Raw genomic sequence first — 20,773 nt, forward strand, 5'->3', positions numbered from 1 at the left:
ACCATCTCCCGAATCTGCTCCCCCGTGAACTCAGCACTCAACATGCGATAACCCTCCATAGCTTCTCGAATGACTCACCAGAAGCTTGGCAAAGAGGGCTCGCGCGAAATAGGGCCCGATCACGAAGCTATTCCGCTCGCATCTGACGAATGCGCGCGCGTTTGCGGAGTCGATCAGCCCCCGCAGATCAGTCGGCCCGCGTCTCCGACGAGTCCTGACCCACAACCGAATTCGGCTCGTCGTAGGTAACCGTGATGTCCTGGAATCCCTTGTTACGCTGCGCTTCTGCTTGGCCGGTGTAGGAGTTCTTGTCCCCTTCGGTGAGTTCGACGTTGTCGGTGAACGGCGTGAGCAGCGCTCGGGGATGCAGGTGATCGACTCGCACGGCATTGATTTCGATGCACAGCACGATCAGCACCGATGCGACGTACAGGAAGCCGAGCAGACCGAGGACGATCGCAAAGATTCCGTTGGCAGCGCTGGCATTGCCGACGACGTAGCGAATGTAGATTCCGCCGAAGGACTGCAGCGCCTGCCAGATCACGGCGGCGATCGCTGCACCGGGCAGCACCTCGCGAACAGTCAGTGCACGTGCGGTTCCGATACGAAACGCTGCTGTGAAGACCACGACGTTGACGATCACCGCACCGATCAGTGCCAACGCACCGCCCGCGAACCCGAACACACCCGAGGACGCGACTCCGTTGAGGACGGTCAACCCGATGATTGCCGTGCCGACGGTGCTCAGGAGCAACAGCCCGCGCAGGCGCCCCTTGATCGGATCGGGTTGCTCGTTTCGGGGCACCGACCACGCGGTGTTCATCGCGTACTGGGCAGCCAAGGAGACTCCGAGTCCGCCGTACAACGACCCGACGACGCCGATGACGATGGCGGTGGTTCCGCCGCTCAGGCGATCGGGTTGACCGAGTTGGTCCCCGATCACGGGGATTTGGCTCATCGCCGAATCGATGATTCGGGTCTGCAGTTCCGGATCGCCGGCCAGCACGATCCCCAACACCGTGGTGAACAGCAGCAGTAGCGGAAAGAGCGAGAGGAACGAGTAGTACGCGATCAGAGCAGCGAGGTAGCCGCCTCGGTCGTCGAGAAATTTGTACAGCACTGCCAGCGGAAAACCCGCCGACGGGTGTTTGCGCTGATAACTGTCCACTTTCGCGACCATCATCGGTCGAATGTATCCACAGCCGACGTCGCGGAAACGTCGACGGCACGTGTGACCTAGATCTCTTCACGCACACGTGCGCTTCGGGCGGCAGCCCTCGACTAAGTAACCAGTACCAACCCAGGACGAGGAAAGGAACTCACATGAGCTTCATCGACAAGGCCAAGAACGCAGCAGAAGACGCCATCGGCAAGGCCAAGGAAGTTGTGGGCGACGCCACGAACAACAAGGACCTCGAGGCCGAGGGCAAGAAGGATCAGGGTTCGGCAGGCGTGAAGAAGGTCGGCGAGAACATCAAGGACACCTTCAAGTAAGTCTTTCCGCAGAGGGGACCGTCGATCACACGATCGACGGTCCCCTCTGCTTTGCACCCGTATAAAATGCACAGAACCGGCTGTAGCAGCCGGCAGGGCGTCCAGCAGACGGCGCATGTTCATGGATCTGTCCGGAGAACGACGGCAGAGGTCCCATGCGAGAGGACAGTGTGAATGTCGCAACAGTCGACCGATAGACACCCTGCCAGTACGTCCCATGCATCGTCGCTTGCCGAGTTCGCGCGATCTCTACGCGATACCCGTCGTTCGATGCCCGAGACGATCAGCGAAATTCTGCGTACTGCGATTCGGCTCATCCCAGGAGCAACCGTCGGTTGCGTCACGACGGTGAGCAAGGGTGAACGCACCGTCGTGGCATCCACCGATCCTGTTGCCGAGGAGCTGTGTCGACTTCAATACGAGCTCGACGAGGGCCCGATTCCCACCGAGGTCCGTCATTTCGATGTCGTCGTCTCGGACGACCTCACGTCCGAACCGCGATGGCCGGAATTCGCCGTCCTCGCCGTCGGCGAAGGGTTCAAGTCACTGGCCGCATTTCAGCTCTACAGCAATGCCGATGACCTCGGCGCGTTGGTTTTTTACAGCGACGAACCCGGGGCCTTCGACGCCGATGCCGTCGAGATCGGTGAGGCGCTCGCCGCCCACGCCGCGATCGCGATGCTCGGTGCCCGCGACAACGAACAGTTCCGTGCAGGCTTGGCCAGCCGCGACATCATCGGCCAGGCCAAAGGGATGATAATGGAACGCTACGATCTCGACGCGGTGCAGGCCTTCGAGCTGCTGGCGAAGCTGTCGCAACAACAGAACCTGCCGTTGCACAGGGTGGCTCGCGATCTGGTCGAGACCGATCACCCGACCAACTCGACCTTCTGACCGGCCCCCCAGGTTTCGATTTCCGCGTACGAGGAAGCCTGTGGGTGGTACCGGCTCACAACACGCGATACCCGCGGGCGGTTATGTCGTTGAGCCAACAGCGATCGACCGCTCGTCGCTAATGCTCCGGTTGGCATCTCGGACACCACCATGTTCGACGCCGATCGGGGTTACCGGGGACCTCAGCGACCACCCGAACGTGCGTCCCACATCGCAGACACGGCTTGCCTGCTCGTCCAGCGACCCAGTGCGAGTGTCCTCGTCGTGTGTCGCCGGTGGTGACCTGCATCGCTCCCGGAACGGACGCGGAATGGCGCATCGCCCGCTCTAGCAGCGCGACCAATTTCTCGGCATCCACGTCACTCGACCGAGTCCACGGCCACAATCCGCGTAAGAAACACAGTTCGTTCGCCCATAGATTGCCGGGCCCTGCTATCACCTTCTGATCGAGCAGAGTCGCGATGATCGGCCGATCCGTCTGAGCGACCACGTTGGCCACCGCTGTGTCGGTATCGAACGTCGGCTGCAGCGGGTCCGGACCCAGATGCGCAACCAGGGCATTCATGTCGGGTGTGAAGCCGTAGTCCACTACCGGCAACAGAATTCCGTAGGCGGTGGGCCCGTCGGCCACGGCCAATTGCACGCGAACGTCCGGACGCACACGCTGCGGAATCGATCGACCGGCCCGTACCACCGTCCACGAACCGCTCATCCGCAGATGTGTATGCAGCGTTGTGCCACCATCGAAATCGGTGAACAGATGCTTCCCATGAGTTCGATGCGCGACGACGGTTCGCCCGGCCAGATTCTCCACCGCATGTGCCGGCACGTTCAATCTGCCGGCCCGTAAGGTGGTGCCGTCCAGGGCTCGACGCAGCCTCGCGGCCAGCGCGAACACGGTGTCACCTTCGGGCATGCCTGTGGTGTATCCCTACTTCCGGATACGCAATCCTGCGCTCAGCTACGGCGCAACCGAGGATCGAAGGATGCCCGACGGCGTCGGCCGCAACACCGACGCGAGTTCCGTCAACGGAACCGGCGCCTCGACGAGGGCTTCCCACGGATACTTCGCGCCGATGTCGTGCAGGAAGGCAACGGCCTGATCGAGATGCCGCGGTTCGTAGTTGTGAACGCCGGTGACCGTCAGCCAGTTTCGGACCACTGTTTCGGGGTCGACGGTAATCGGTGGACCCGGCGCGACGGAACCAGCGAGCACCAGGCGGCCGCCGACATCGAGTCTGCCCAGCGCAGCCTGTACAGCGGGCGACGAACCGGAGAAGTCGATGGCCACATCTGTCGGTGCACCATCGTCCTCGCAGGCTCCGAATTCACGGGCTCTGTCCTGCCGCTCGGGGTCTCGATCGAGCACGCGGACCGTCGCACCTCGCTCGGTGGCCGCTGCCGCAGCAGTGATGCCCAGCATTCCTGCGCCGACGATCAGTACCCTCCTGCTGTCGAGAGCACCCGCCGCCTCGAGAGCCGCCATGACCGTGGCCGTCGCACACGCAGCCGGTGCGGCGACGGCGTCGGGCATGGTCTCGGGAACACGAGCCACAGCGGTACCGCGAGGAAGCACGATGTGCTGGGCGTAGGAGCCACTGAGAACCCAAGCCCCTTCGGCAGATTCGTGCCCTACCTTGCGCACGGCCGAGCATTTGGCCGTGAAACCTCTGTCGCATCGGCTGCACCGGCCGCACGGCACGGTGACCGACCATACGATTCGATCCCCCACCTCCACAGGGGATGTCACATCGCCGACGTTTACCACGTGGCCGACGGCCTCGTGCCCGAGCACCGACGGGCACGCACCGGTCCGGCGTCCCGACACCGTGTGCAGATCGCTCCCGCACACCGTCGCGAGATCGATGCGGACCAGCAGGTCACCCGATTCGAGTGTGGGAATCTCGATGTCCCGCATCTCGATTCCGTCACCCGTCCATAGTGCAGCCCGTGTCACACCAACAGCGATCTGATCCACCCGGAGATCCTTTCCACGATGTACACGACGACGAAGATCACCAGAACGATGGCACCGGCAACATCGAAGTTCAGTGTCCTGATGGACTCGAAAAGTAGGAAGCCGATACCGCCCGCACCCACGATCCCCAGGATGGTGGAGGTACGGATGTTCACGTCGAGCAGATACAGACTCGACCCGACCATCGACGGAATAGCCTGTGGGACAACAGCACTCAATGTCCGATTCCACCAACCGCCACCGACCGACGCGACGGCCTCGAGGGGGCCGGGATCGATCTCCTCGATGGCGTCGGCGACGAGCTTGCCGAGAAACCCGACGGATCCGATGGCCAGTGCGCAGGTTCCCGCCACCGGACCCAATCCGAGCGCCGCGACGAACACCACCGCGAGAATCAACTCGGGAACAGCCCGCACCAACAGAATCCAGGACCTCGCGCACCAATACACCACGGGATGCGGAGTTGCGTTGCGTGCGGCCAGGACTCCGATGGGTATCGACAACACGATCCCGATCGCGGTGGCCACAACACCGATGGCGATGGTCTGGACGGCGGCGTCGAGCAGGTCCGATCCCAGGGACGAGAAGTCCGGTGGGATCATTCTTCCGAACACTTCGACCGACGGCCCGATCCACGTCAGCAGCGACCGCGGATCCAATTCGAGCACCACGAACGACGACACCACCGCGACGACGAGCACCGCCGACGCTCCGATCCGCATCAGTCGATCGCGCTGCGGACCGGCCGCGGACGGAACCAGCAGCATGCGGCGAAGAGCCATGGCCGCCAACTCCATTGCCGCGATGATCACCAGGATCACCAGCACGATTCCGAGAGCACGCGGGTAGATCAAACCACGCAGGGCGTCCTGCAGTGCGAAGCCGATACCGCCTGCCCCGACGAAGCCGAGGACCACCGACATGCGTAGGTTGATGTCGATCCGGTAGACGAACGCTCCGATCCATGCCGGAACGACCTGCGGTACAACCGCATTGATCATCTCTCGAAAGTAGCCCGCCCCGGCGGCGCGCAGTGCCTCGCGCGGTCCCACGTCGGTCTCCTCGATGGCATCGGCGAACAGTTTGCCGAGCATGCCGATCGAGTGCAGCGCGAGGGCGAGGATGCCGGGCAGCACCCCGATTCCCAGCGCCCTGACGAACAGCACCGCGAACAGCAGGTCCGGCATCGCCCGGCAGAAGGTGATGATCGCACGAGCGACACTGTGCAGCATCGGATGCGGCGAGGTGTTCCGCGCGGCGAGAAAGGCCAACGGAACCGAGACAATCGCCGCAAGCACGGTGCCGAGCACCGCCATGAGCAATGTTTCGACGGCGAGTGAGACGATCCGGCCGGTGTCGTCGACGCGAGGCGGCAGCATACGTTCGACAAGGTTGCCGACGTCGTCGAGACCGTCGAGCAACGTGGTCGGCGCGAAGTCGATGTACCCCGCCGAGAGCACCGTGACAACGAGCGCGACGACGCCCAGCGCCGGGAACAGCCATCGACGTCGCCGCGGATCGTTCTGTACTGCAGCGTTCGTGGGCTTCGGTTCGAAGGTGACGGTCACGTCGGTGCCACCGCGGACCTGTTCCCGGCGTCGGGGGCAATCCGCTGATAGATCGGCATGATGTCCTCGCGCTCGAGCCCTGCTGCCGGGCGATCGAGCACCACCCGACCGTCTCGGAGACCCACGAGTCGGTGCGCCCAACCGAGCGCGAGATCGACCTGATGCAGTGTGCACACCACCGTCAGTTTCTCCTCGCTGCACACTCGCTGCAACAGGTCCATGACCACCCCCGCGTTCTCGGGATCGAGGGATGCGACGGGTTCGTCCGCGAGCACGATCCGCGGTCGCTGCATCAGGGTGCGTGCGATCGCCACCCGTTGCTGCTGCCCGCCCGACAGAGTGTCGGCGCGGCGTTCGGCGAAGTCCGCCAATCCGACTCGGTCGAGACAGGCCCGAGCCTCTTCTCGCATCACCTTCGGGTAGGTGAGTGCTCCGTAGCGCGGAATCGACAGGCGGCCGATGCCTCCCACGAGTACGTTCTCGAGGCAACTCAACCGACCGACGAGATTGAAGTGTTGAAAGATGAAGCCGACATCTCTGCGCAGTTCGCGCACCCGGCGACGGTTGGCCAGATCGACTCGAATGTCGAGTGCGGTGACACTGCCCGAGGTGACGGGATGCAGACCGTTGATGCATCGCAGTAGCGTCGACTTGCCGGAGCCCGAAAGCCCGAGCAGCACCAGCATTTCACTGCGGTGCACATCGAGGTTGACGTCCGCAAGCGCGGTGGTCGACCCGAACGTCTTGGTGACGTTGCGGACGCTGACGACCACGTCGGCCCTGTCCAAGGAAGTGGACATCGTCAGCCCTTGCACTTCTCGGAGGCGGTGATCTCGCAGACGTTGCGCACACCGTCGTAGTCGCTGTCCTGTGCCGGTACGACGCCCCAGGCATCCTCGTCGGTGATGCGGCATTCTTCGGCGCAGATGCCGTCGGCGACGAAAGCATCCGAGTTCATACCCTCGCTGAACACGTCCTGAAGTTTCGCGATGGCGTCGGTACCCAGATCGTCGTTGGCCGCGAAGAGCGAACCGGCGATCGTATCGGACTTCCAGACGGTCTTCAGCTCGCCGGGTGCAATCTCGCCGTTGTCGATCATCGTCCGGTCGACCATGGTGTCGAACGCGAATCCGGCGTCGCAATCGCCCGCCTTCACAGCAAGTACCGATGCATCGTGCCCGCCGGCATAGATCGGGGTCATGGCGGCCGAGATGTCGGCCTCCGAACCCGAGGCGATGACGTTGTCCTCGATCAGTCCTGCTGTCGGATAGAGGAATCCGGATGTCGAACTGGGGTCGACGAAGCAGACATTCTTGCCTGCGTAATCGGCAAGACCGTTCACCGATGCATTGTCGGACCGGGCGATTCCGTAGGACTGATAGCCGGGCTTGCCACCCTCGTCCTGGACGACGGCTCCCAGCGGCGTCATCTCGGCCCCGTTGATGCCGGCTACGACGTAGGCGAACGGGCCGAAGAATGCGATGTCGACGTTGCCTGCGATGAGGCCCTCGACCACACCGGCGTAATCGGAGGCCTGGATGAACTCGACCTTCGCACCGGTCTCCTTCTCCAACCGTGTGATCACCGGATCGTAGCTGGCCTTCAGATCGGTCGAGTTCTCGGCGGGAATCGCAGCGAGCGTGATGGTTTCGGGAAACCCTTGCTCGGTGGTGGCTCCGTCGGACGAACTGGAGCACCCTGCAGCGACGAGAGCTGCAGCAGACAGTACGGCCGCGGCGGTCACGGCACGACGGCGAGAGGTGGTGTTCATGGCAATGGTTTCCGTTCGGTGAGGTTGGGTCGAGTGAGTGTTCACGGCAGAACGATGGGGGGAAGATCGGCGACGCTCTCGAGCACGTGGGTCGCGCCTGCCTCGCGCAGAAGGTCCTCGGAGTGAGCTCCGCTGAGCACACCGACGAGTACTGATGCGCCGGCGCGGCGACCGGACAGGATGTCGCTCGAGGTGTCGCCGACGACGGCAACGGCTGCGATGTCACTGACCTCGGCGCGCAACGCAGCAGACAGGACGAGATCGGGGTGCGGCCGGCCACGACCGGCATCACCGGGCGCGAGGAATGCGTCGGGCAGATCCTGCCAGCCGAGTGTGTCGATGATGCGCTTCTGTGTCGGTGCCGAGAACCCTGTTGTCAGTACGACTCTGATGCCGGATTCACGAAGCTTCGTGATGGCCTGGGCCGCACCCGGAACGGGCGCGATGCCGTCGTCGATGCGGGCGTCGTAGGCAGACTCGAATTCCCGGTTGGCGGCCTGGGCGCGATCCTCGGATCCGAACAATGCCCGGAATACCTCGATCTTCGACTGCCCCATGGTGTCGAGTACGTAGCGTCGGGCGTCGTCACGTTCGGGTCCGTCTGTCGCGAGTCCGACGGCCGTCGCCGCGGCGTCGAATGCATCGAGTACGAGGCCGTCGTCGGTGACGGTCGTTCCTGCCATGTCGAGGACGACGAGCTCGATGTCGATGCTGGTGTTCGAGGTGGTGGAGTTCGGCATGAGGAAGAGACTGCCGTTTGGTATAGACCATTGCGTGGAACTCGGGTGAACGAATCGTGAACGTCGCGCAACAATTAGGTCTAGACCAATTGATGCTATGGTCGGATCATGGTTGTGACCACCGAACCCCGGGTGCTCAAGCACCAGATCGTGCGCGGAAGTCTCGATGCGATGCTCGACGGCATGTCCGCAGGCGACGCTTTTCCTTCGGAACGTGATCTCGCCGATCGATACGACGTCTCCCGCGAGACGCTGCGCCAGGCCATCCGAGAACTGTTGGTAGCCGGTCGAATCGAGCGTCGTGGGCGCGCGACGGTGGTGGCCGAGCCCAAGGTCGTACTGCCGCTCGCCATCGGCTCGTACACCGAGGCAGCGCGCGAGAAAGGCATGAGCGCAACCCGAATCCTGGTGGGCTGGGATACGTTCCGCGCCGACGACGCCCTGGCGGATCTGCTCGGAATCGACGTCGGTGCAGAGGTGGTGCAACTCGAGCGCGTCTTCACCACCGGCGACGTCCGAGTGGGCCTGGAAACGACCCGCATCCCTGCGCATCGGATTCCAGGACTACCGGACAGCTTCGATCACCGAACGTCTCTTTATGCCGAATTACGCACGCGTGGAATCACGTTCGGACGCGTCGTCGATACCATCGAAACCGTCCTCCCCGACGCCAGAGAAGCCGCGCTCCTCACCGTCGACACGAGGACACCGATGTTCCTGCTCGGCCGCGTCTCCTACGACACCGACGGCAGTCCCATCGAGCACAGACGTTCGCTCTATCGCGGAGACCGAATGACCTTCACCGCTGTCATGGACGCCTGAGATGACCACGAAATACGACGTCGTGGTCGTCGGGGCCGGGATCGTCGGCCTCGCCCACGCGTACCACGCTCACCGTCGTGGCCTGACCGTGGCAGTGGTCGATCATGCAGACCGGGTCGCGGGCGCGTCGGTACAGAACTTCGGACACGCCTGCATCACAGCGCAATCCGGTGACGCGCTCGAGTACGCCAGGGCCGGTCGCAGTCACTGGCTCGAGCTTGCCCGCCTAGCGGGCTTCTGGGCCGCGGAATCGGGAACACACTGCGTTGCCCGCCACGAGGACGAGTTCGCAGTACTCGAGCAGTTCGCCGAGTTGCGCGGCCCCGACCACACGGTGTTGTTGGACCGACGCGAGGTGCTGGACCGGCTCCCGATTGCCGACACCGATGTGGTGGGTGGCGTGTACATGCCGACCGACGTTCAGGTGGACCCCCGTACCGCCGCGCCGGCCATCGCGCGCTGGCTCGCCGACTGCGGGGTGGACTTCCACTGGCGCACCGCTGCAACGTCGTTCGCTCCGGGCATCGTCCACACTTCGCGCGGCGACCTGCACGCAGGCACCACGTTCGTCACCGTCAACCACGACATCGATCGACTGTTCCCCGAGTACGCGGAACGCGGCGGACTGGTGCGATGCCGTCTGCACATGATGCGCGCCACCCTCCCAGTGCGCGCACCACTCCCCTCGCCGCTGTTCACCGGTTGGTCGCTGCTCCGGTACTCGGGCTTCGAGAACCTTCCCGCCGTCGCAGACGTCGCCGCTCGCCTGCAGGCCGACCACCCCGACTACGTCGAACTCGATCTGCACCAGATGTACACCCCGCAGCCCGATGGGTCGATTCTGTTGGGTGACACACATGTTCGCGAGATCACCACGTCCCCGTTTCAAAACGAGGAGGGGTTCGAGGTGCTGCTCACGGAAGCGAAGTCACTGTTCGGAGTCGACCGCGTCGACGTCACCGAACGGTGGCAGGGCACGTACTGCTCGGCACCGGGTTCGGAGTTTCTGCTCGAAGAACCCCTCGATCGCGTGCACATCGTCACCGTCACCACCGGCATAGGAATGACCACCAGCATGGGCCTGGCGCTGTCGAGCGTCGACAACGCTCTGACGCCGGTCCAGCGGCCGGACTCCCGTTCTCGGCTCACCGCGCACAACTGAGCACATCTTCGTGTCAAGATGTAGTCATGCCGCCCGTCGTCCGTCCGTACCGAGGCGTCGCCGCCGACGAACGCCGACGTGAACGGCGTGAGAAGTTGCTCGAAGCGTGCCTCGACGCGGTAGCGGAGTCCGGTGTCTCCACCGTCACGGTCGACGACATCTGCGCCCGGGCCGGCCTTTCCAAGCGCTACTTCTACGAGAGCTTCGGAGATCGCGACACCATCCTCGTCTCCGCCCTCGACGACGTGATCGATACCGTGGGAACCGCGCTGAACGAGCTGGAGCAGCAACATGGATCGGCGGAGGACCGCGTCGCGCACACCGCCGCGGCCCTGGTACGCGCTCTCACCGCCGATCCACGGGCCTCCCTGCTGTACACCGCGGCATCGGCCAACCCCGCACTCGATGCCCGACGCCGGCAGATGGTCGACAGGTTCACCCCGCTACTGATGCGAGAAGTGCTCGACGCAGATCCCGGAGACCCACGCGCCGAAGCAGCCACCGTACTGATGGTCGCCGGCACGACCGAACTTCTCGACCGGTGGCTGCGCGGCACTCTGACATTCACCGAAGCCGAGTTCGTCGACACGTTGACCGCACTCGGCGTCGCCCTGGCGACAGCGTTCTGAAGCAGAGGGTCACGGTCACCCGAGCAAGGTCTGCCCCAGATAACCACCTTCGGCCACTCCCGGCAGGATCGCGAACACTGCAGACCCGATCGGCGTGGTCCATTCGTTCAGCGCATCGAATTCGTCGAGGCGCTGCTGAATCGGCACGAACTGGGTGAGCACATCACGCTGATAGCTCGCGAACAGCAGGCCGGTGTTCGACAGCGACCCCGTAGCCGGTGGGTCGTCGTAGTTGTAGGCCCGTCTGAAGATGCGTTCCCCGTCGCGCGTGTGCCGGGCACGCGCAATATGTGACGACGGTGGAATCACCGGAATTCCGAATCGATCGGTCGCATCGAAATCGGCCTCGTCGAACTCGGCGGTTCCGGTCAACGGGGCACCGGTGTCGAGGGTTCGCCCCACCGACAGTTCGCGGCCGGGTCGGTCCAGCTCGTCCCAGGTGTCCAACTCGATTCGGATGCGCCGCAACACCATCGACGTTCCGTGTTTCATCCAGGGCTGATCGCTACCGTCGTCCCAGACCAGAGCATCGAAGTCCGTGCTCCCGGCCGTTGGATTGACCGTGCCGTCGACCTGCCCCATCAGATTCCGCATTGTGGTGCCCGATTGCTCGGTGCCCCGCGATCGCCGGAATCCGCGCTGTGCCCAGGCGATCGTCACCAACGAGCGAACGTTCTTGGTGAGTACCCGCACAGCGTGCGCAACGGTGACAGGGTCGTCCGAGCACACCTGCAGCAACAGATCGCCTCCGGTGAATCCTGGCTCCAGACGGTCGATCCCGAACGCCGGGAGCGGTGCCAGCCACGACGGACGTCGATCCGGCATACCGATCGCATCGAACACACCGGGGCCGAGTCCCACTGTCACCGTCAGGCGAGCAGGCCGAAGCGCAAGTTCGGCCTCGGTGTCGGCCAGCGCGGGCGCACCGGCTGTCAGCCGTCCGATGTCCTCGGTCCAGACTTTCAGTATTCCGATCAGCTCGTCGCGCCCGACGCGATCCTGCAGGTTCAACCCGACGAACGTCGAGTGCGCCTGCGGCGGAACGGTATCGACTCCGGCTTGATGCATGCCGTGGTGCGGCACCGTGTCGGTTCCGGTGGTCGTCTCGTCCACTCGGTTGCCGATGACTCCGTAACCGGTCGCGGCTCCCACGCCCGCGACGCCGAGCGCGGCGACGCCTCCTCCGAGGAGGCGTCGCCGGCTCATCGAGCGTGGTGACCGGTTCTCGTTCTCAGCCACCGTGCGCCGGCGCAGGGGTCGCCGACCCGTCCATGTTCATGGTGCCGGGCTCGTAGTTCTCCTGGGCGCCGGAGAAGTCCCTGACCTGCGCGGTGAACGTCGTCGTCGACGCATCCTCGAATTCGAGGGTGAAGTCCGCGTCGGCTCCGGGAGTCAGCGGAGATGTCACATCCATCAACATCAGGTGGTCGCCTCCCGCGGCAAGCACATGCGTGCCGCCCGCCGGAATGACGAAGCCTCCCTCCTTCGGACGCATCACCATCGCACCGTCTGCCCCGGTTGCCATCTCGTGCAGTTCCGTTCGGCTCGATGCCGGTGACGATGCGCCGACCACGTGCACATCGGAGTCGCCTGTGTTCTGTAGTTCGGCGAAGGCTGCCGTCATACCGGAGTCGGCCGCTTTGACCCATTGCTCGCGGACGACGACGGAATCGGATTCCTTCGCCGCGGCAGCCGGCTCGTTGCTGGAGCATCCGGTGAGGATCAGACCGGTGACCGACAGTGCGGCCACCATCGTCGAGGTACGTCGGGAGAGCTTCATGCGAGTTCGCTTTCGTGTTGGGAAGCAGCAGAATTGGCGGCTCTGGTTCGCGTTCGACGGATCGACCCGAGCACGACGTCGATGGCGAGGAAGGCCACCAGGCTCAGCCCGAGGAGCGGGACGAACCAGCCGACCCCGACCGCGACCACCGTCAGTACGACCGCCGCGATCGGTGAGATGCGTCGAATACCGCCACGCAGCGGCGGGCGTCCCGCGGTGAGACCGGTTGCTTTGGTGGGGCGGCGTTTCCACCACATCATGTAGCCGCGGATGATGACCGACGCCAGTGCGATCGCAAGGGCAAGCAGGGCAAGCTGATTGGCCACGCCGAACAGCGTTCCCATGTGCAACTGAATACCCCACGCCGACAGCTTGGCCGCGAGGGGCCAGTCCGAGAAGTACTGGGTGTCGATCACCGTGCCGGTACTGCCGTCGATCGAGATGGAGTTGTTCGACATCACCCAGGGCTGACGGGTTTCGGCGACGACGAACGCCATGTCGTCCGACGCTGGGATCGACGCCTCCACCGCCCCGTCGATACCGTTGGCCTTTGCAGTGTCGAGAACCGAATCGATACGTCCGACGTTGTTTTCGGCCGTCGACGCGTCGGCCGACATGTCCATCGAATGACCGCCGTGACCGGAGTGGTCACCTGTCGTCGTCGCCTCGGAGGAACCGATGGTCGTGGTGATGGCGGGTGTGGTCCAGCTCAGTGCCGAACGCAGCTCGGTGACGTTCTCCCCCGCGTAGGTGGACCACGTGAGTCCGGTGGCGGACAGGAAGATCAGACCGACGGCTATCCAGATCCCGGCTACGCCATGCCAGTTCAAGGACCTGTTGCGACCCTTCGACTTACGATCGAAGGTGAGCAATCTTGCCTTGTCGCGGTTGCGTCGATAGCGCTCGAACCAGAGGTAGAGGCCGCCGAGCGCGATCACCCACAACCACGATGCCGCGAGTTCGCTGTAGAGGCGACCCGGCTCTCCCAGGTGCAGATGGCGATGCAGTTCGGAGATCCAGGTGCGCACAGGTAAGGCGCTGGAGGAGCCGTAGACCGTCAGTTCGCCCACGGACGTCGCGGTGGCGGGGTCGACGAAGACGGCCAGCCGCTTGGATTCACCGAGGCCGGGGTCGGTGAACATCACTCGGGTGGTGTCGCCCGCCTCGGTGGCGGGACGCACTGCGGCGACGGTGAGGTCGGGTTGTTCGGCCTGCGCTGCTCGTATCTGCTCTGCCACCGGAACGGCCGGGCCGGTGGCGTCGACGTGCAGGTAGTCCCGATACATGAGTTGTTCGATGGTCGGTGCGACGGCGTACAGCCCGCCGCTGATGGTGGCGATCAGGATGAACGGTGCGATGAGGATGCCCGCGTAGAAGTGCAGCCGCAAGATCAGCGGACGCCAACTGCGAGGGCTGGTCGGACGGGTGGGCGGGGAAGGATCGGCGACGCGTTCCATTTCCGGTGTGGACACGAGGACTCGTTTCGTGAAGGCATGAGTGGGCGCGCAGATATGCGCGAGGTGGCATCGCCTACGGGACCAGGCCGCGCGGAGGCAGCGTGAATCACCGAGAGTGCGATGTGCGGTATCGAATGCGGCACCAACCCACTACCCGACGCCTGACGAGCAGCGCGGGTGAGACGATGGGTTGTGCTCAGGCAGTTCGAGCCGGTGGTCCGCGGTTCCCGCAGCCCGAGAGGTCGAGCAATAGCGTCGATTCCGGGACCCGGTACACCGGGAGCGGCGGAGCGATGCGATTTTCGTCGACGACGAGGGCCGCCAGTAGAGGCAAAACCCTGCGCAGCGAGGTGACTGCACGCCGGAGTCCGAGCTCGGCTCCACGAATGGCGAGTGCGCCGGCCAGGACGGCGACGGCGTGCGCGGCAAGCATCTGCTGGGTGAGCATCGATCCGTGATGATGACCGTCGACGGCAGTAAGCAACAGGTGCCCGATCGCCTGCGCCGTGGCCAGAACGACCAGCAGCTGAGCCCGGGGTGCCGCTGCAGTCGGTGATGCCGCTGTCGCAAATCCGACCGCCGTGCAGACGAGCACCAGCAACACTATCGCCGCGTCGGACGGGAACATCCCGCCGCCGAACGTATGTGCAGTGGCCGTGACCAGCGCAGACAGAGCGCCCACGGAGGCACCGCGCAAGGGCGCGAATCCATCCGAGGCAGACATGAATGGGATCCTACTATCGACTACGCCGCGTAGTAGCCAGTCGCCGGCACCGATGCCCACATCTTCACGAATCCGGTCAGACGGTCTCTTTGGGAGCGGTTATCCTCATCTTCGGTACTCGAACTTTCGAGTACTTCAGCTCTGTTCGTGAAAGGACACACATGACGGAGAGCTCGGACGAGGCGCAGGCGCGGGTGTTTGCCGACATGCTGGTTGCCGAGATCGCGTCGGCGTCGACTCGCGTGGAGGAGTCCGAGCGATGTGCGCGCAAGGCGTCCCGGGTCGGAGATTCCCGCAGTCAGGTGTGGCACAGCGAGGAAGCGCACACTCAGAGGCGGGCCCTGTACGAGTTGCATCGCCAGCTCGATGCGTTGCGCAACCGGTTCCCCGTCACGAACGCGCATACGTCGCAGTAGACGCGACCCGATTCACACTCCCATCCCGCCTGCCGCGTCAGGCCTTACCGACAATCGCGACGATCAACTCCGCCAACTCCCCAGTTGCCTCCTCGGGAGCGAGCGCACCCGATACAGCCGCATGCGACAGCGCGTCCGCGGCACCGAAGATGGCGGTGAGGGAGGGCGCAGACAGGCCGGCGGGGGTACTGAACGGCTGCAGGATCTCTCGACAGCGTTCGGAATAGGCGTGTTCGGCGGTGCGCTTGACCTTCTCGAGTTCGGGTGAACCTTCCAGCGCGGCAAGCACTCCCGTCAGCTCGCGCCCCGTGGCCAATGTGCAGCCCACGTAGGAATTGGCAATAGCGCTCGCGCGTCCGTTCAACGTCGCGGGCGCTGTGTCGAGAGAAGCCTCGAGCATCGCCGCCTGTCGGTCGTCGAATTCCGTGAACAATGCCGCCAACAGCTCGGCACGTGAGCCGAAATGGCTGTACACCACCGGTTTTGCGACGCCGGCATGTTCGGCGAGCCGGCCCAGCGTCAGCGCGTCCGCCCCCTCTGCCCGGACGAGAGCCCACGAGACCTCGACCAGTTGGTCGTACCTGTCCGATCGGGACAGTCTCGTGCGTGCCATCGCGGACCTCCTTGCGCTATATACGAATAGTAACCTACTCTTGGTACATAGCCGTTGCCTCAACGAAAGGACCAGCCATGACCGCTCTTGTCGTAGTCTCCCATTCCGATCCCGACTCTCTCACCCACTCCGTCGCCAGATCCATTTCGGACGCGATCCGCACCACTGGCGGAGCTGTCGAGACGGCCGACCTCGCTGCGGAGAACTTCGACCCCCGCTTTGCCATCGCCGATCAGAACCTGTTCCGCGGCAACGGCACCACCCCTGCTGACGTCATCGCCGAACAGGAACGAATCGACCGCGCAGACCATCTGATTCTCGCCTTCCCGATGTACTGGTGGTCGATGCCCGCCCTGCTGAAAGGGTGGATCGATCGGGTCTTCGTCAGCGGATGGGCGTACGAGTACAACCCGGGAGTCGAGCTCGTCAAGAAGCTGGACCGACTCACCGTCCACCTGGTAGTTATCGCTGGCGACGACGCCGAGAGCTTTGAACGCCATCGCGTGCACGACGCGTTCCGCACGCAGATCGAGCGCGGCATAGTCGAATACTGCGGGGCTACAGTCGGATCGACAACATTTGTGTACGAGTCGGATTCCAGAACTCGCGAGGACCTCGGTGTCGAAATCAGCGAGATCGGCATCGCCATGGCCGCGCGCGTGCAGGATCAGCACCCGAGCGTCGACACCCGCAACACACCGGCACCGGTCGACTCGAATTCACATGCAGGGGTATAGAAGTCGCGGCTGGTAGTCGACTCTTACTCAGTCGAATCGCGCTGCCACCGCAGCGAGGTCGGCCACCGACCCATCGGAGATCGTGCGGATGTGTTCGGTGATCGAGTCGATGGGCCAGTTCCACCAGGCGATGTCCGGCAGAGTCCGAATCTCGTCCGCGGTGAACCGTTCTCGGAGCACACGGGCGGGATTGCCACCGACGACGGCGTAATCCGGAACATCTTTGGTGACAACGGCTTCGGTGGAGATCACTGCCCCGTTCCCGATCCGCACCCCCGGCATCACCGTGACGTTGCCGCCGATCCAGACATCGTTGCCCACCACGGTGTCTCCCCGCGACGGCAGATCGGACACCAAATCCGAGTGCTCGGACCAGGCACCACCCATGATGGGAAAGGGATACGTGGACACACCGCTCATTCGGTGGTTCGCCCCATTCATGATGAATGTGACTCCGGTGGCCAAGGCACAGAACTTCCCGATCATCAATCGATCGGGTCCGTAGTGATGCAAAACGTTTCGGGTCGCGAATTGCTCGGCGAACTCCGGATCGTCGTAGTACGTGTACTCGCCGATGTCGATGAGCGGGCTGGAAATCAACGGCTTCAACAGCACCACCCTCGGCTGCCCGGGAATGGGGTGCAGGTTCGATGCGTCTGGTGCAGTCATGCTCCGACACTAGCCACGCACCGACCCAACCTCACGGCTGATCGCGACAACTACTCGAGGATCAGGCCCTGCTGCGCCACGGAAGCGACCGGGCGACCCCTCTCGTCCACGATCGACCCCAGCGCCAGACCGGACTTGGGAGTGTGAAATGGCGAGTCCTGGAGGTAGAGATACCAATCGCCGGCCCGCACGTCGGCATGGAACCACATCGAGTGATCGATACTCGCCGTGCGCATGGTGTGGGCCCCGGCCAGATCTCCGCGTGCGTGTGCGATGGCGGGTAGCAACGACCGATCACTTGCGAACGCCAGGATCGCCCGGTGGACGTTTTGATGGACACCGCGGACGGCTGCGGTACGAAACCAGAAGCAGCGCCGTTGGGAGTCGTCGATGTACCGGATATCGACCGGCCGAGACGCCGTCTCCCAACGCCGGCGAGTCGGAAGCTTGATGCCGTCGGCCGGCAGACCGAGACGACGACGCCGATTCAGCGGCTCGAGCGTCTCGGGGGCCGGGACTGCTGGATCCACAACGGCTTCCGCGGCGGTAGAAATACCGATCGCAGAGGGCACACAGAACGACGCCGAGATCCTGGTGAGCTTACGAGCGTTCTGGATCACCGTGGTTTCTCGGATGGACAAAGACCTTCCGTCTCGCACGGCGTCGACGTCGTAGCGCAAGGGGTGTTCGTGCGAGCCCGAGGTGAGAAAGTACGCGTGCAGAGAGTTCACTACGCGTTCCGGATCCTCGACTGTCGCAGCGCTTGCAAGCACAGCCTGCGCAACCAGGTGTCCGCCGAATGTTCGCTGCGTGAACCCCTCGACAGGTCTCCCCACGAAGCTCGCGGTTGTGCGACCGAGTCGATCGTCAGGCGCCCGACACGGCTCGACGGCAAGCCTGTTCACCAGATCCTCTCGGTTGGTCACGCCCGCGACGGACGTGTTGTCGCCGTTCTCGGCGTCCTCGTCATCGCCACTGCTCGAACTCATGTTGATAGACAGTACTCTATAGAGTGTGTAACGTAGATCATGCAGCCTCGGTCGAGTGGTCTGCACCACCATCAGGCGTGCTGTCCGAAGCCACGACCGCCCATTGCTCCCAGGAGTTGAGCCCATGAACGAACATCGCAACGATCCCGACGGCACTCGGTCGTTCGCCCAGAGACTGATCGACCCGAAGTCGATTGCGATCGTGGGGGCATCCAACGATCCGAAGAAGACGACTGCCCGTCCGCAGCAATTTCTGGCGCAGGCCGGATATACCGGGAACGCCTACTTCATCAACCCGACGAGGGAGACTGTCCAGGGCGAAAAGGCATGGCCCAGCCTGTCCGCCCTGCCCGAGGTTCCCGAGCACGTTTACATCATGACCGGCGCGGAAGCGGCGATCTCTGCCGTCGACGAGTGCGCTCGACTCGGCGTCACTGCCGCCACAGTCCTTTCGTCGGGATTTGCCGAGGAAGGCCCCGAGGGCGTCGAACGCGAGGACCGTCTGCGTGCGGCCGCGGCCAAGGGCGACGTGCGAGTCATCGGACCGAGCAGCCTCGGTGTGGTGAACCCACGCACTGGTGTCATGCTCACGGGTAACGCCGCATTCGGCGAACCGGACATCCCTGCCGGCGGTATCTTCGTCGCGTCGCAGTCGGGCAGCGTCATCGGATCTCTAGTCAGCCGCGCTCGCGGTCGCGGAATCGGATTCGCCGGACTGGTCTCCACCGGCGGCGAAGCCGACCTGTCCCTCGGCGCACTATGCGAGTCGATGGTTGCCGATCCCGGCGTCACCTCATTCGCCCTCTTCATGGAGTCGCTGCGCAATTCGGAAGACCTCGCGTCGTTCGCTCAGGCCGCCGCTGCCGCGGGCAAGCCGGTCGCGGTCTACAAGCTCGGTCGATCGGATGAAGCTGCGGCACTTTCTGTTTCGCATACCGGAGCACTTGCCGGCGAGGACAGCGAGTCCGAGGCATTCTTCCGCGCCTGCGGTTTCGCTCGGGTCTACAACTTCGAGTCTCTCGTCGAAGCACCCGGCCTGCTGCGACGCGTCCCCGTCTCCCCCACGCCCGTCTCCCCTCGAGTCGGCGTAGTGACGACCACCGGCGGCGGTGCAGCAATCATGGTCGACCAGCTCGCGCTGCGCGGACTCACCATCGCAGGACCCAGTGAGAATCTCGTCGCCACGATGGCAGAGCGCGGAGCCACCATCCCGCACAGCCTGATTGCCGATCTCGGCTTGGCCGGCGCACGACACGACATCGTCACCAACGCTCTCGACGCAATGCAGGAGAGTGGCGAATTCGATCTGATCGTGTTCGTCATCGGCTCCTCGGCCCGGCTGAACCCGGAACTCGCCGTGCAGGCGATCTCCGAGCGGGGTAACCACTCGGTGCCCATCGTTGCCTTCGCTCTGCCCGAAGCACCCGACGCCGCAGCACTTCTCAACACCTCCGGCGTCCCGGCCTTCCGCACTCCGGAGTCGTGCGCCGACGTCATCGCAGCCACGTACGGTCGCGTTCCGGCGTCCATCGGGAACGGAGCTCGGTTCGCTGTCGACGCATCGGCACCGACCGCCGTCCTGGACGAGAAGGCATCGGGCGAGCTCCTCGGTTCGCTCGGCGTGGAATTCTGCCCCGCCGTCGCACTCGACGTCGACTCTCTCGCGGGCGAGCTGAACCTGCCTTTCGCTTACCCGGCTGTCGTGAAGGTGTTGTCGGACAAAGTCCCTCACAAGAGCGATGTCGGCGGGGTCGTGCTGAACGTGGTCGACGACCAGGGTGTGCGCGACGCTGCTCGATCCATCGTCACCAGCGTCGGCGAGCACCAGCCCGATGTCGTCGTCGACCGGGTTCTCTTGCAGCAGATGGCCCCTCGCGGCTTGGCCGACGCGTTGGTGGGATACCGCGTCAGCGCCGACGTCGGACCGTTGGTCGTACTGTCCACCGGAGGCGTGCTGGCCGAAATCTTCGCTGACTCCTCGGTTCGCCTGGCACCGGTCGACACGAAGACCGCTCACGAGATGATCGGGGAGGTCAAGGGGCTGTCGGTGGTCACCGGCTACCGGGGACTTCCGGAAGGCGATCTGGATGCTCTCGCAGCCACCATCGTTGCGGTCTCCGAGCTCGCCGTGTCCCACACAGACGTACTGGAGGCCGAGATCAACCCGGTCTCCATCCGTCCCGCTGGTGCAGGCGTCGTCGCACTCGACGCACTGGTGCGTCGAGTGTCGAGCTCCGACCGAGGCGAGTCGTTGACGGTAGGGTCTGCTGCTGCTGCAGGCCACTGACCCACACTCGGCCAGAACCGTAGCGGCCCCGAACCGACAGGTT

Annotated in this window: 21 protein-coding genes and 1 pseudogene; 8 read left to right on the forward strand and 14 right to left on the reverse strand. The window is 64.1% G+C overall.

All coding sequences use genetic code 11. From position 1 onward, the window contains the following. Window positions 1-187: 187 nt before the first annotated feature. Complete coding sequence (locus CH305_RS03980) at window positions 188-1,183, reverse strand: YihY/virulence factor BrkB family protein (RefSeq protein ID WP_373454532.1); 996 nt, start codon at window positions 1,181-1,183, stop codon at window positions 188-190. Between the two features lie 140 nt (window positions 1,184-1,323). Here CH305_RS03980 and CH305_RS03985 point away from each other — a divergent pair, with 140 nt between their 5' ends. After that, entirely contained in the window at window positions 1,324-1,494 is a 171-nt protein-coding gene (locus CH305_RS03985) for a CsbD family protein (protein WP_027495724.1), read from the forward strand. Between the two features lie 270 nt (window positions 1,495-1,764). Beyond that, window positions 1,765-2,388 carry a GAF and ANTAR domain-containing protein gene (locus CH305_RS03990; protein ID WP_249305040.1) on the forward strand — a complete coding sequence of 208 codons (624 nt, stop codon included), beginning with the start codon at window positions 1,765-1,767 and terminating at the stop codon, window positions 2,386-2,388. 118 nt (window positions 2,389-2,506) lie between these two features. On the opposite strand, the gene CH305_RS03995 is transcribed toward CH305_RS03990, so the two are convergent. The 6 genes and pseudogenes from CH305_RS03995 to CH305_RS04020 form a co-directional block, all read right to left on the reverse strand. Continuing rightward, on the reverse strand, window positions 2,507-3,304 hold the full coding sequence (locus CH305_RS03995) for a DNA-formamidopyrimidine glycosylase family protein (RefSeq protein WP_094702801.1): 798 nt from the start codon (window positions 3,302-3,304) through the stop codon (window positions 2,507-2,509). Window positions 3,305-3,349: 45 nt separating this feature from the next. After that, window positions 3,350-4,366, reverse strand: a complete 1,017-nt coding sequence (locus tag CH305_RS04000) for a zinc-binding dehydrogenase (RefSeq protein WP_032405679.1) — start codon at window positions 4,364-4,366, stop codon at window positions 3,350-3,352. Continuing rightward, window positions 4,342-5,829 (reverse strand): annotated as a pseudogene (gene phnE / locus CH305_RS04005) (phosphonate ABC transporter, permease protein PhnE); the annotation flags it as partial. The pseudogene phnE and the gene CH305_RS04000, both read right to left, overlap by 25 nt. Before the next feature lie 101 nt (window positions 5,830-5,930). Then, on the reverse strand, window positions 5,931-6,734 hold the full coding sequence (gene phnC / locus CH305_RS04010) for a phosphonate ABC transporter ATP-binding protein (protein ID WP_094608520.1): 804 nt from the start codon (window positions 6,732-6,734) through the stop codon (window positions 5,931-5,933). A 2-nt stretch (window positions 6,735-6,736) separates the two neighbouring features. Further along, window positions 6,737-7,705: a phosphate/phosphite/phosphonate ABC transporter substrate-binding protein gene (locus tag CH305_RS04015; protein WP_032405676.1), complete on the reverse strand. Its 969-nt coding sequence runs from the start codon at window positions 7,703-7,705 to the stop codon at window positions 6,737-6,739. A 41-nt stretch (window positions 7,706-7,746) separates the two neighbouring features. Then, on the reverse strand, window positions 7,747-8,445 hold the full coding sequence (locus tag CH305_RS04020; RefSeq protein ID WP_052078003.1) for a phosphonatase-like hydrolase: 699 nt from the start codon (window positions 8,443-8,445) through the stop codon (window positions 7,747-7,749). Window positions 8,446-8,553: 108 nt separating this feature from the next. Between CH305_RS04020 and CH305_RS04025 the strand changes: the two genes are divergently transcribed. The 3 genes from CH305_RS04025 to CH305_RS04035 are packed head-to-tail and all read left to right on the forward strand — an operon-like array spanning window position 8,554 to window position 11,058. Continuing rightward, on the forward strand, window positions 8,554-9,267 hold the full coding sequence (locus CH305_RS04025; protein ID WP_170944579.1) for a GntR family transcriptional regulator: 714 nt from the start codon (window positions 8,554-8,556) through the stop codon (window positions 9,265-9,267). A 1-nt stretch (window position 9,268) separates the two neighbouring features. Next, window positions 9,269-10,429, forward strand: coding sequence for a TIGR03364 family FAD-dependent oxidoreductase (locus tag CH305_RS04030; protein WP_094702803.1), 1,161 nt, complete (start codon window positions 9,269-9,271; stop codon window positions 10,427-10,429). A gap of 26 nt (window positions 10,430-10,455) precedes the next feature. Continuing rightward, a complete protein-coding gene (locus CH305_RS04035) occupies window positions 10,456-11,058 on the forward strand; it encodes a TetR/AcrR family transcriptional regulator (protein WP_037154107.1) in 603 nt (200 codons plus the stop codon). Window positions 11,059-11,073: 15 nt separating this feature from the next. Here CH305_RS04035 and CH305_RS04040 read toward each other — a convergent pair whose 3' ends face one another. The 4 genes from CH305_RS04040 to CH305_RS04055 form a co-directional block, all read right to left on the reverse strand. Further along, entirely contained in the window at window positions 11,074-12,264 is a 1,191-nt protein-coding gene (locus CH305_RS04040) for a Dyp-type peroxidase (RefSeq protein WP_094702805.1), read from the reverse strand. Window positions 12,265-12,289: 25 nt separating this feature from the next. Next, complete coding sequence (locus tag CH305_RS04045) at window positions 12,290-12,838, reverse strand: copper chaperone PCu(A)C (protein WP_052078000.1); 549 nt, start codon at window positions 12,836-12,838, stop codon at window positions 12,290-12,292. Next, window positions 12,835-14,310 carry a PepSY domain-containing protein gene (locus CH305_RS04050; protein WP_256983523.1) on the reverse strand — a complete coding sequence of 492 codons (1,476 nt, stop codon included), beginning with the start codon at window positions 14,308-14,310 and terminating at the stop codon, window positions 12,835-12,837. The genes CH305_RS04045 and CH305_RS04050 overlap by 4 nt, the downstream gene beginning before the upstream one ends. 181 nt (window positions 14,311-14,491) lie before the next feature. Continuing rightward, entirely contained in the window at window positions 14,492-15,019 is a 528-nt protein-coding gene (locus tag CH305_RS04055; RefSeq protein ID WP_094702809.1) for a hypothetical protein, read from the reverse strand. Window positions 15,020-15,180: 161 nt separating this feature from the next. Here CH305_RS04055 and CH305_RS04060 point away from each other — a divergent pair, with 161 nt between their 5' ends. Next, complete coding sequence (locus CH305_RS04060) at window positions 15,181-15,435, forward strand: hypothetical protein (RefSeq protein WP_037154115.1); 255 nt, start codon at window positions 15,181-15,183, stop codon at window positions 15,433-15,435. A gap of 37 nt (window positions 15,436-15,472) precedes the next feature. Here CH305_RS04060 and CH305_RS04065 read toward each other — a convergent pair whose 3' ends face one another. After that, window positions 15,473-16,048: a TetR/AcrR family transcriptional regulator gene (locus CH305_RS04065; protein ID WP_037154118.1), complete on the reverse strand. Its 576-nt coding sequence runs from the start codon at window positions 16,046-16,048 to the stop codon at window positions 15,473-15,475. A 77-nt stretch (window positions 16,049-16,125) separates the two neighbouring features. Here CH305_RS04065 and CH305_RS04070 point away from each other — a divergent pair, with 77 nt between their 5' ends. After that, complete coding sequence (locus CH305_RS04070; RefSeq protein WP_037154120.1) at window positions 16,126-16,785, forward strand: NAD(P)H-dependent oxidoreductase; 660 nt, start codon at window positions 16,126-16,128, stop codon at window positions 16,783-16,785. Between the two features lie 27 nt (window positions 16,786-16,812). On the opposite strand, the gene CH305_RS04075 is transcribed toward CH305_RS04070, so the two are convergent. Together CH305_RS04075 and CH305_RS04080 are read right to left on the reverse strand one after the other, a co-directional pair. After that, on the reverse strand, window positions 16,813-17,454 hold the full coding sequence (locus CH305_RS04075) for a CatB-related O-acetyltransferase (RefSeq protein ID WP_094702811.1): 642 nt from the start codon (window positions 17,452-17,454) through the stop codon (window positions 16,813-16,815). A 50-nt stretch (window positions 17,455-17,504) separates the two neighbouring features. Then, the gene (locus CH305_RS04080; RefSeq protein WP_179278177.1) at window positions 17,505-18,443 is read right to left on the reverse strand and encodes an acyl-CoA thioesterase II; all 939 of its coding nucleotides are present in this window, start codon (window positions 18,441-18,443) and stop codon (window positions 17,505-17,507) included. Window positions 18,444-18,567: 124 nt separating this feature from the next. Here CH305_RS04080 and CH305_RS04085 point away from each other — a divergent pair, with 124 nt between their 5' ends. Beyond that, window positions 18,568-20,730 (forward strand): acetate--CoA ligase family protein, encoded by a 2,163-nt coding sequence (locus CH305_RS04085; RefSeq protein ID WP_094702815.1) that lies wholly within the window; start codon window positions 18,568-18,570, stop codon window positions 20,728-20,730. Window positions 20,731-20,773 lie beyond the last annotated feature (43 nt).

Source organism: Rhodococcus sp. 15-649-2-2, assembly GCF_002258645.1.
In the GTDB taxonomy this organism is placed as follows: Bacteria; Actinomycetota; Actinomycetes; order Mycobacteriales; family Mycobacteriaceae; genus Rhodococcoides.

Coding starts and splice junctions, on each gene's coding strand:
- CH305_RS04025 (WP_170944579.1), top strand. CDS start 8,554: ATGGTTGTGACCACCGAACCCCGGGTGCTCAAGCACCAGATCGTGCGC.
- CH305_RS04035 (WP_037154107.1), top strand. CDS start 10,456: ATGCCGCCCGTCGTCCGTCCGTACCGAGGCGTCGCCGCCGACGAACGC.
- CH305_RS04030 (WP_094702803.1), top strand. CDS start 9,269: ATGACCACGAAATACGACGTCGTGGTCGTCGGGGCCGGGATCGTCGGC.
- CH305_RS04060 (WP_037154115.1), top strand. CDS start 15,181: ATGACGGAGAGCTCGGACGAGGCGCAGGCGCGGGTGTTTGCCGACATG.
- CH305_RS04065 (WP_037154118.1), bottom strand. CDS start 16,048: ATGGCACGCACGAGACTGTCCCGATCGGACAGGTACGACCAACTGGTC.
- CH305_RS04080 (WP_179278177.1), bottom strand. CDS start 18,443: ATGAGTTCGAGCAGTGGCGATGACGAGGACGCCGAGAACGGCGACAAC.
- CH305_RS04085 (WP_094702815.1), top strand. CDS start 18,568: ATGAACGAACATCGCAACGATCCCGACGGCACTCGGTCGTTCGCCCAG.
- CH305_RS04055 (WP_094702809.1), bottom strand. CDS start 15,019: ATGTCTGCCTCGGATGGATTCGCGCCCTTGCGCGGTGCCTCCGTGGGC.
- CH305_RS04070 (WP_037154120.1), top strand. CDS start 16,126: ATGACCGCTCTTGTCGTAGTCTCCCATTCCGATCCCGACTCTCTCACC.
- CH305_RS04020 (WP_052078003.1), bottom strand. CDS start 8,445: ATGCCGAACTCCACCACCTCGAACACCAGCATCGACATCGAGCTCGTC.
- CH305_RS04040 (WP_094702805.1), bottom strand. CDS start 12,264: ATGAGCCGGCGACGCCTCCTCGGAGGAGGCGTCGCCGCGCTCGGCGTC.
- CH305_RS03980 (WP_373454532.1), bottom strand. CDS start 1,183: ATGATGGTCGCGAAAGTGGACAGTTATCAGCGCAAACACCCGTCGGCG.
- CH305_RS03990 (WP_249305040.1), top strand. CDS start 1,765: ATGCCCGAGACGATCAGCGAAATTCTGCGTACTGCGATTCGGCTCATC.
- CH305_RS03985 (WP_027495724.1), top strand. CDS start 1,324: ATGAGCTTCATCGACAAGGCCAAGAACGCAGCAGAAGACGCCATCGGC.
- CH305_RS04015 (WP_032405676.1), bottom strand. CDS start 7,705: ATGAACACCACCTCTCGCCGTCGTGCCGTGACCGCCGCGGCCGTACTG.
- CH305_RS03995 (WP_094702801.1), bottom strand. CDS start 3,304: ATGCCCGAAGGTGACACCGTGTTCGCGCTGGCCGCGAGGCTGCGTCGA.
- CH305_RS04045 (WP_052078000.1), bottom strand. CDS start 12,838: ATGAAGCTCTCCCGACGTACCTCGACGATGGTGGCCGCACTGTCGGTC.
- CH305_RS04075 (WP_094702811.1), bottom strand. CDS start 17,454: ATGACTGCACCAGACGCATCGAACCTGCACCCCATTCCCGGGCAGCCG.
- phnC (WP_094608520.1), bottom strand. CDS start 6,734: ATGTCCACTTCCTTGGACAGGGCCGACGTGGTCGTCAGCGTCCGCAAC.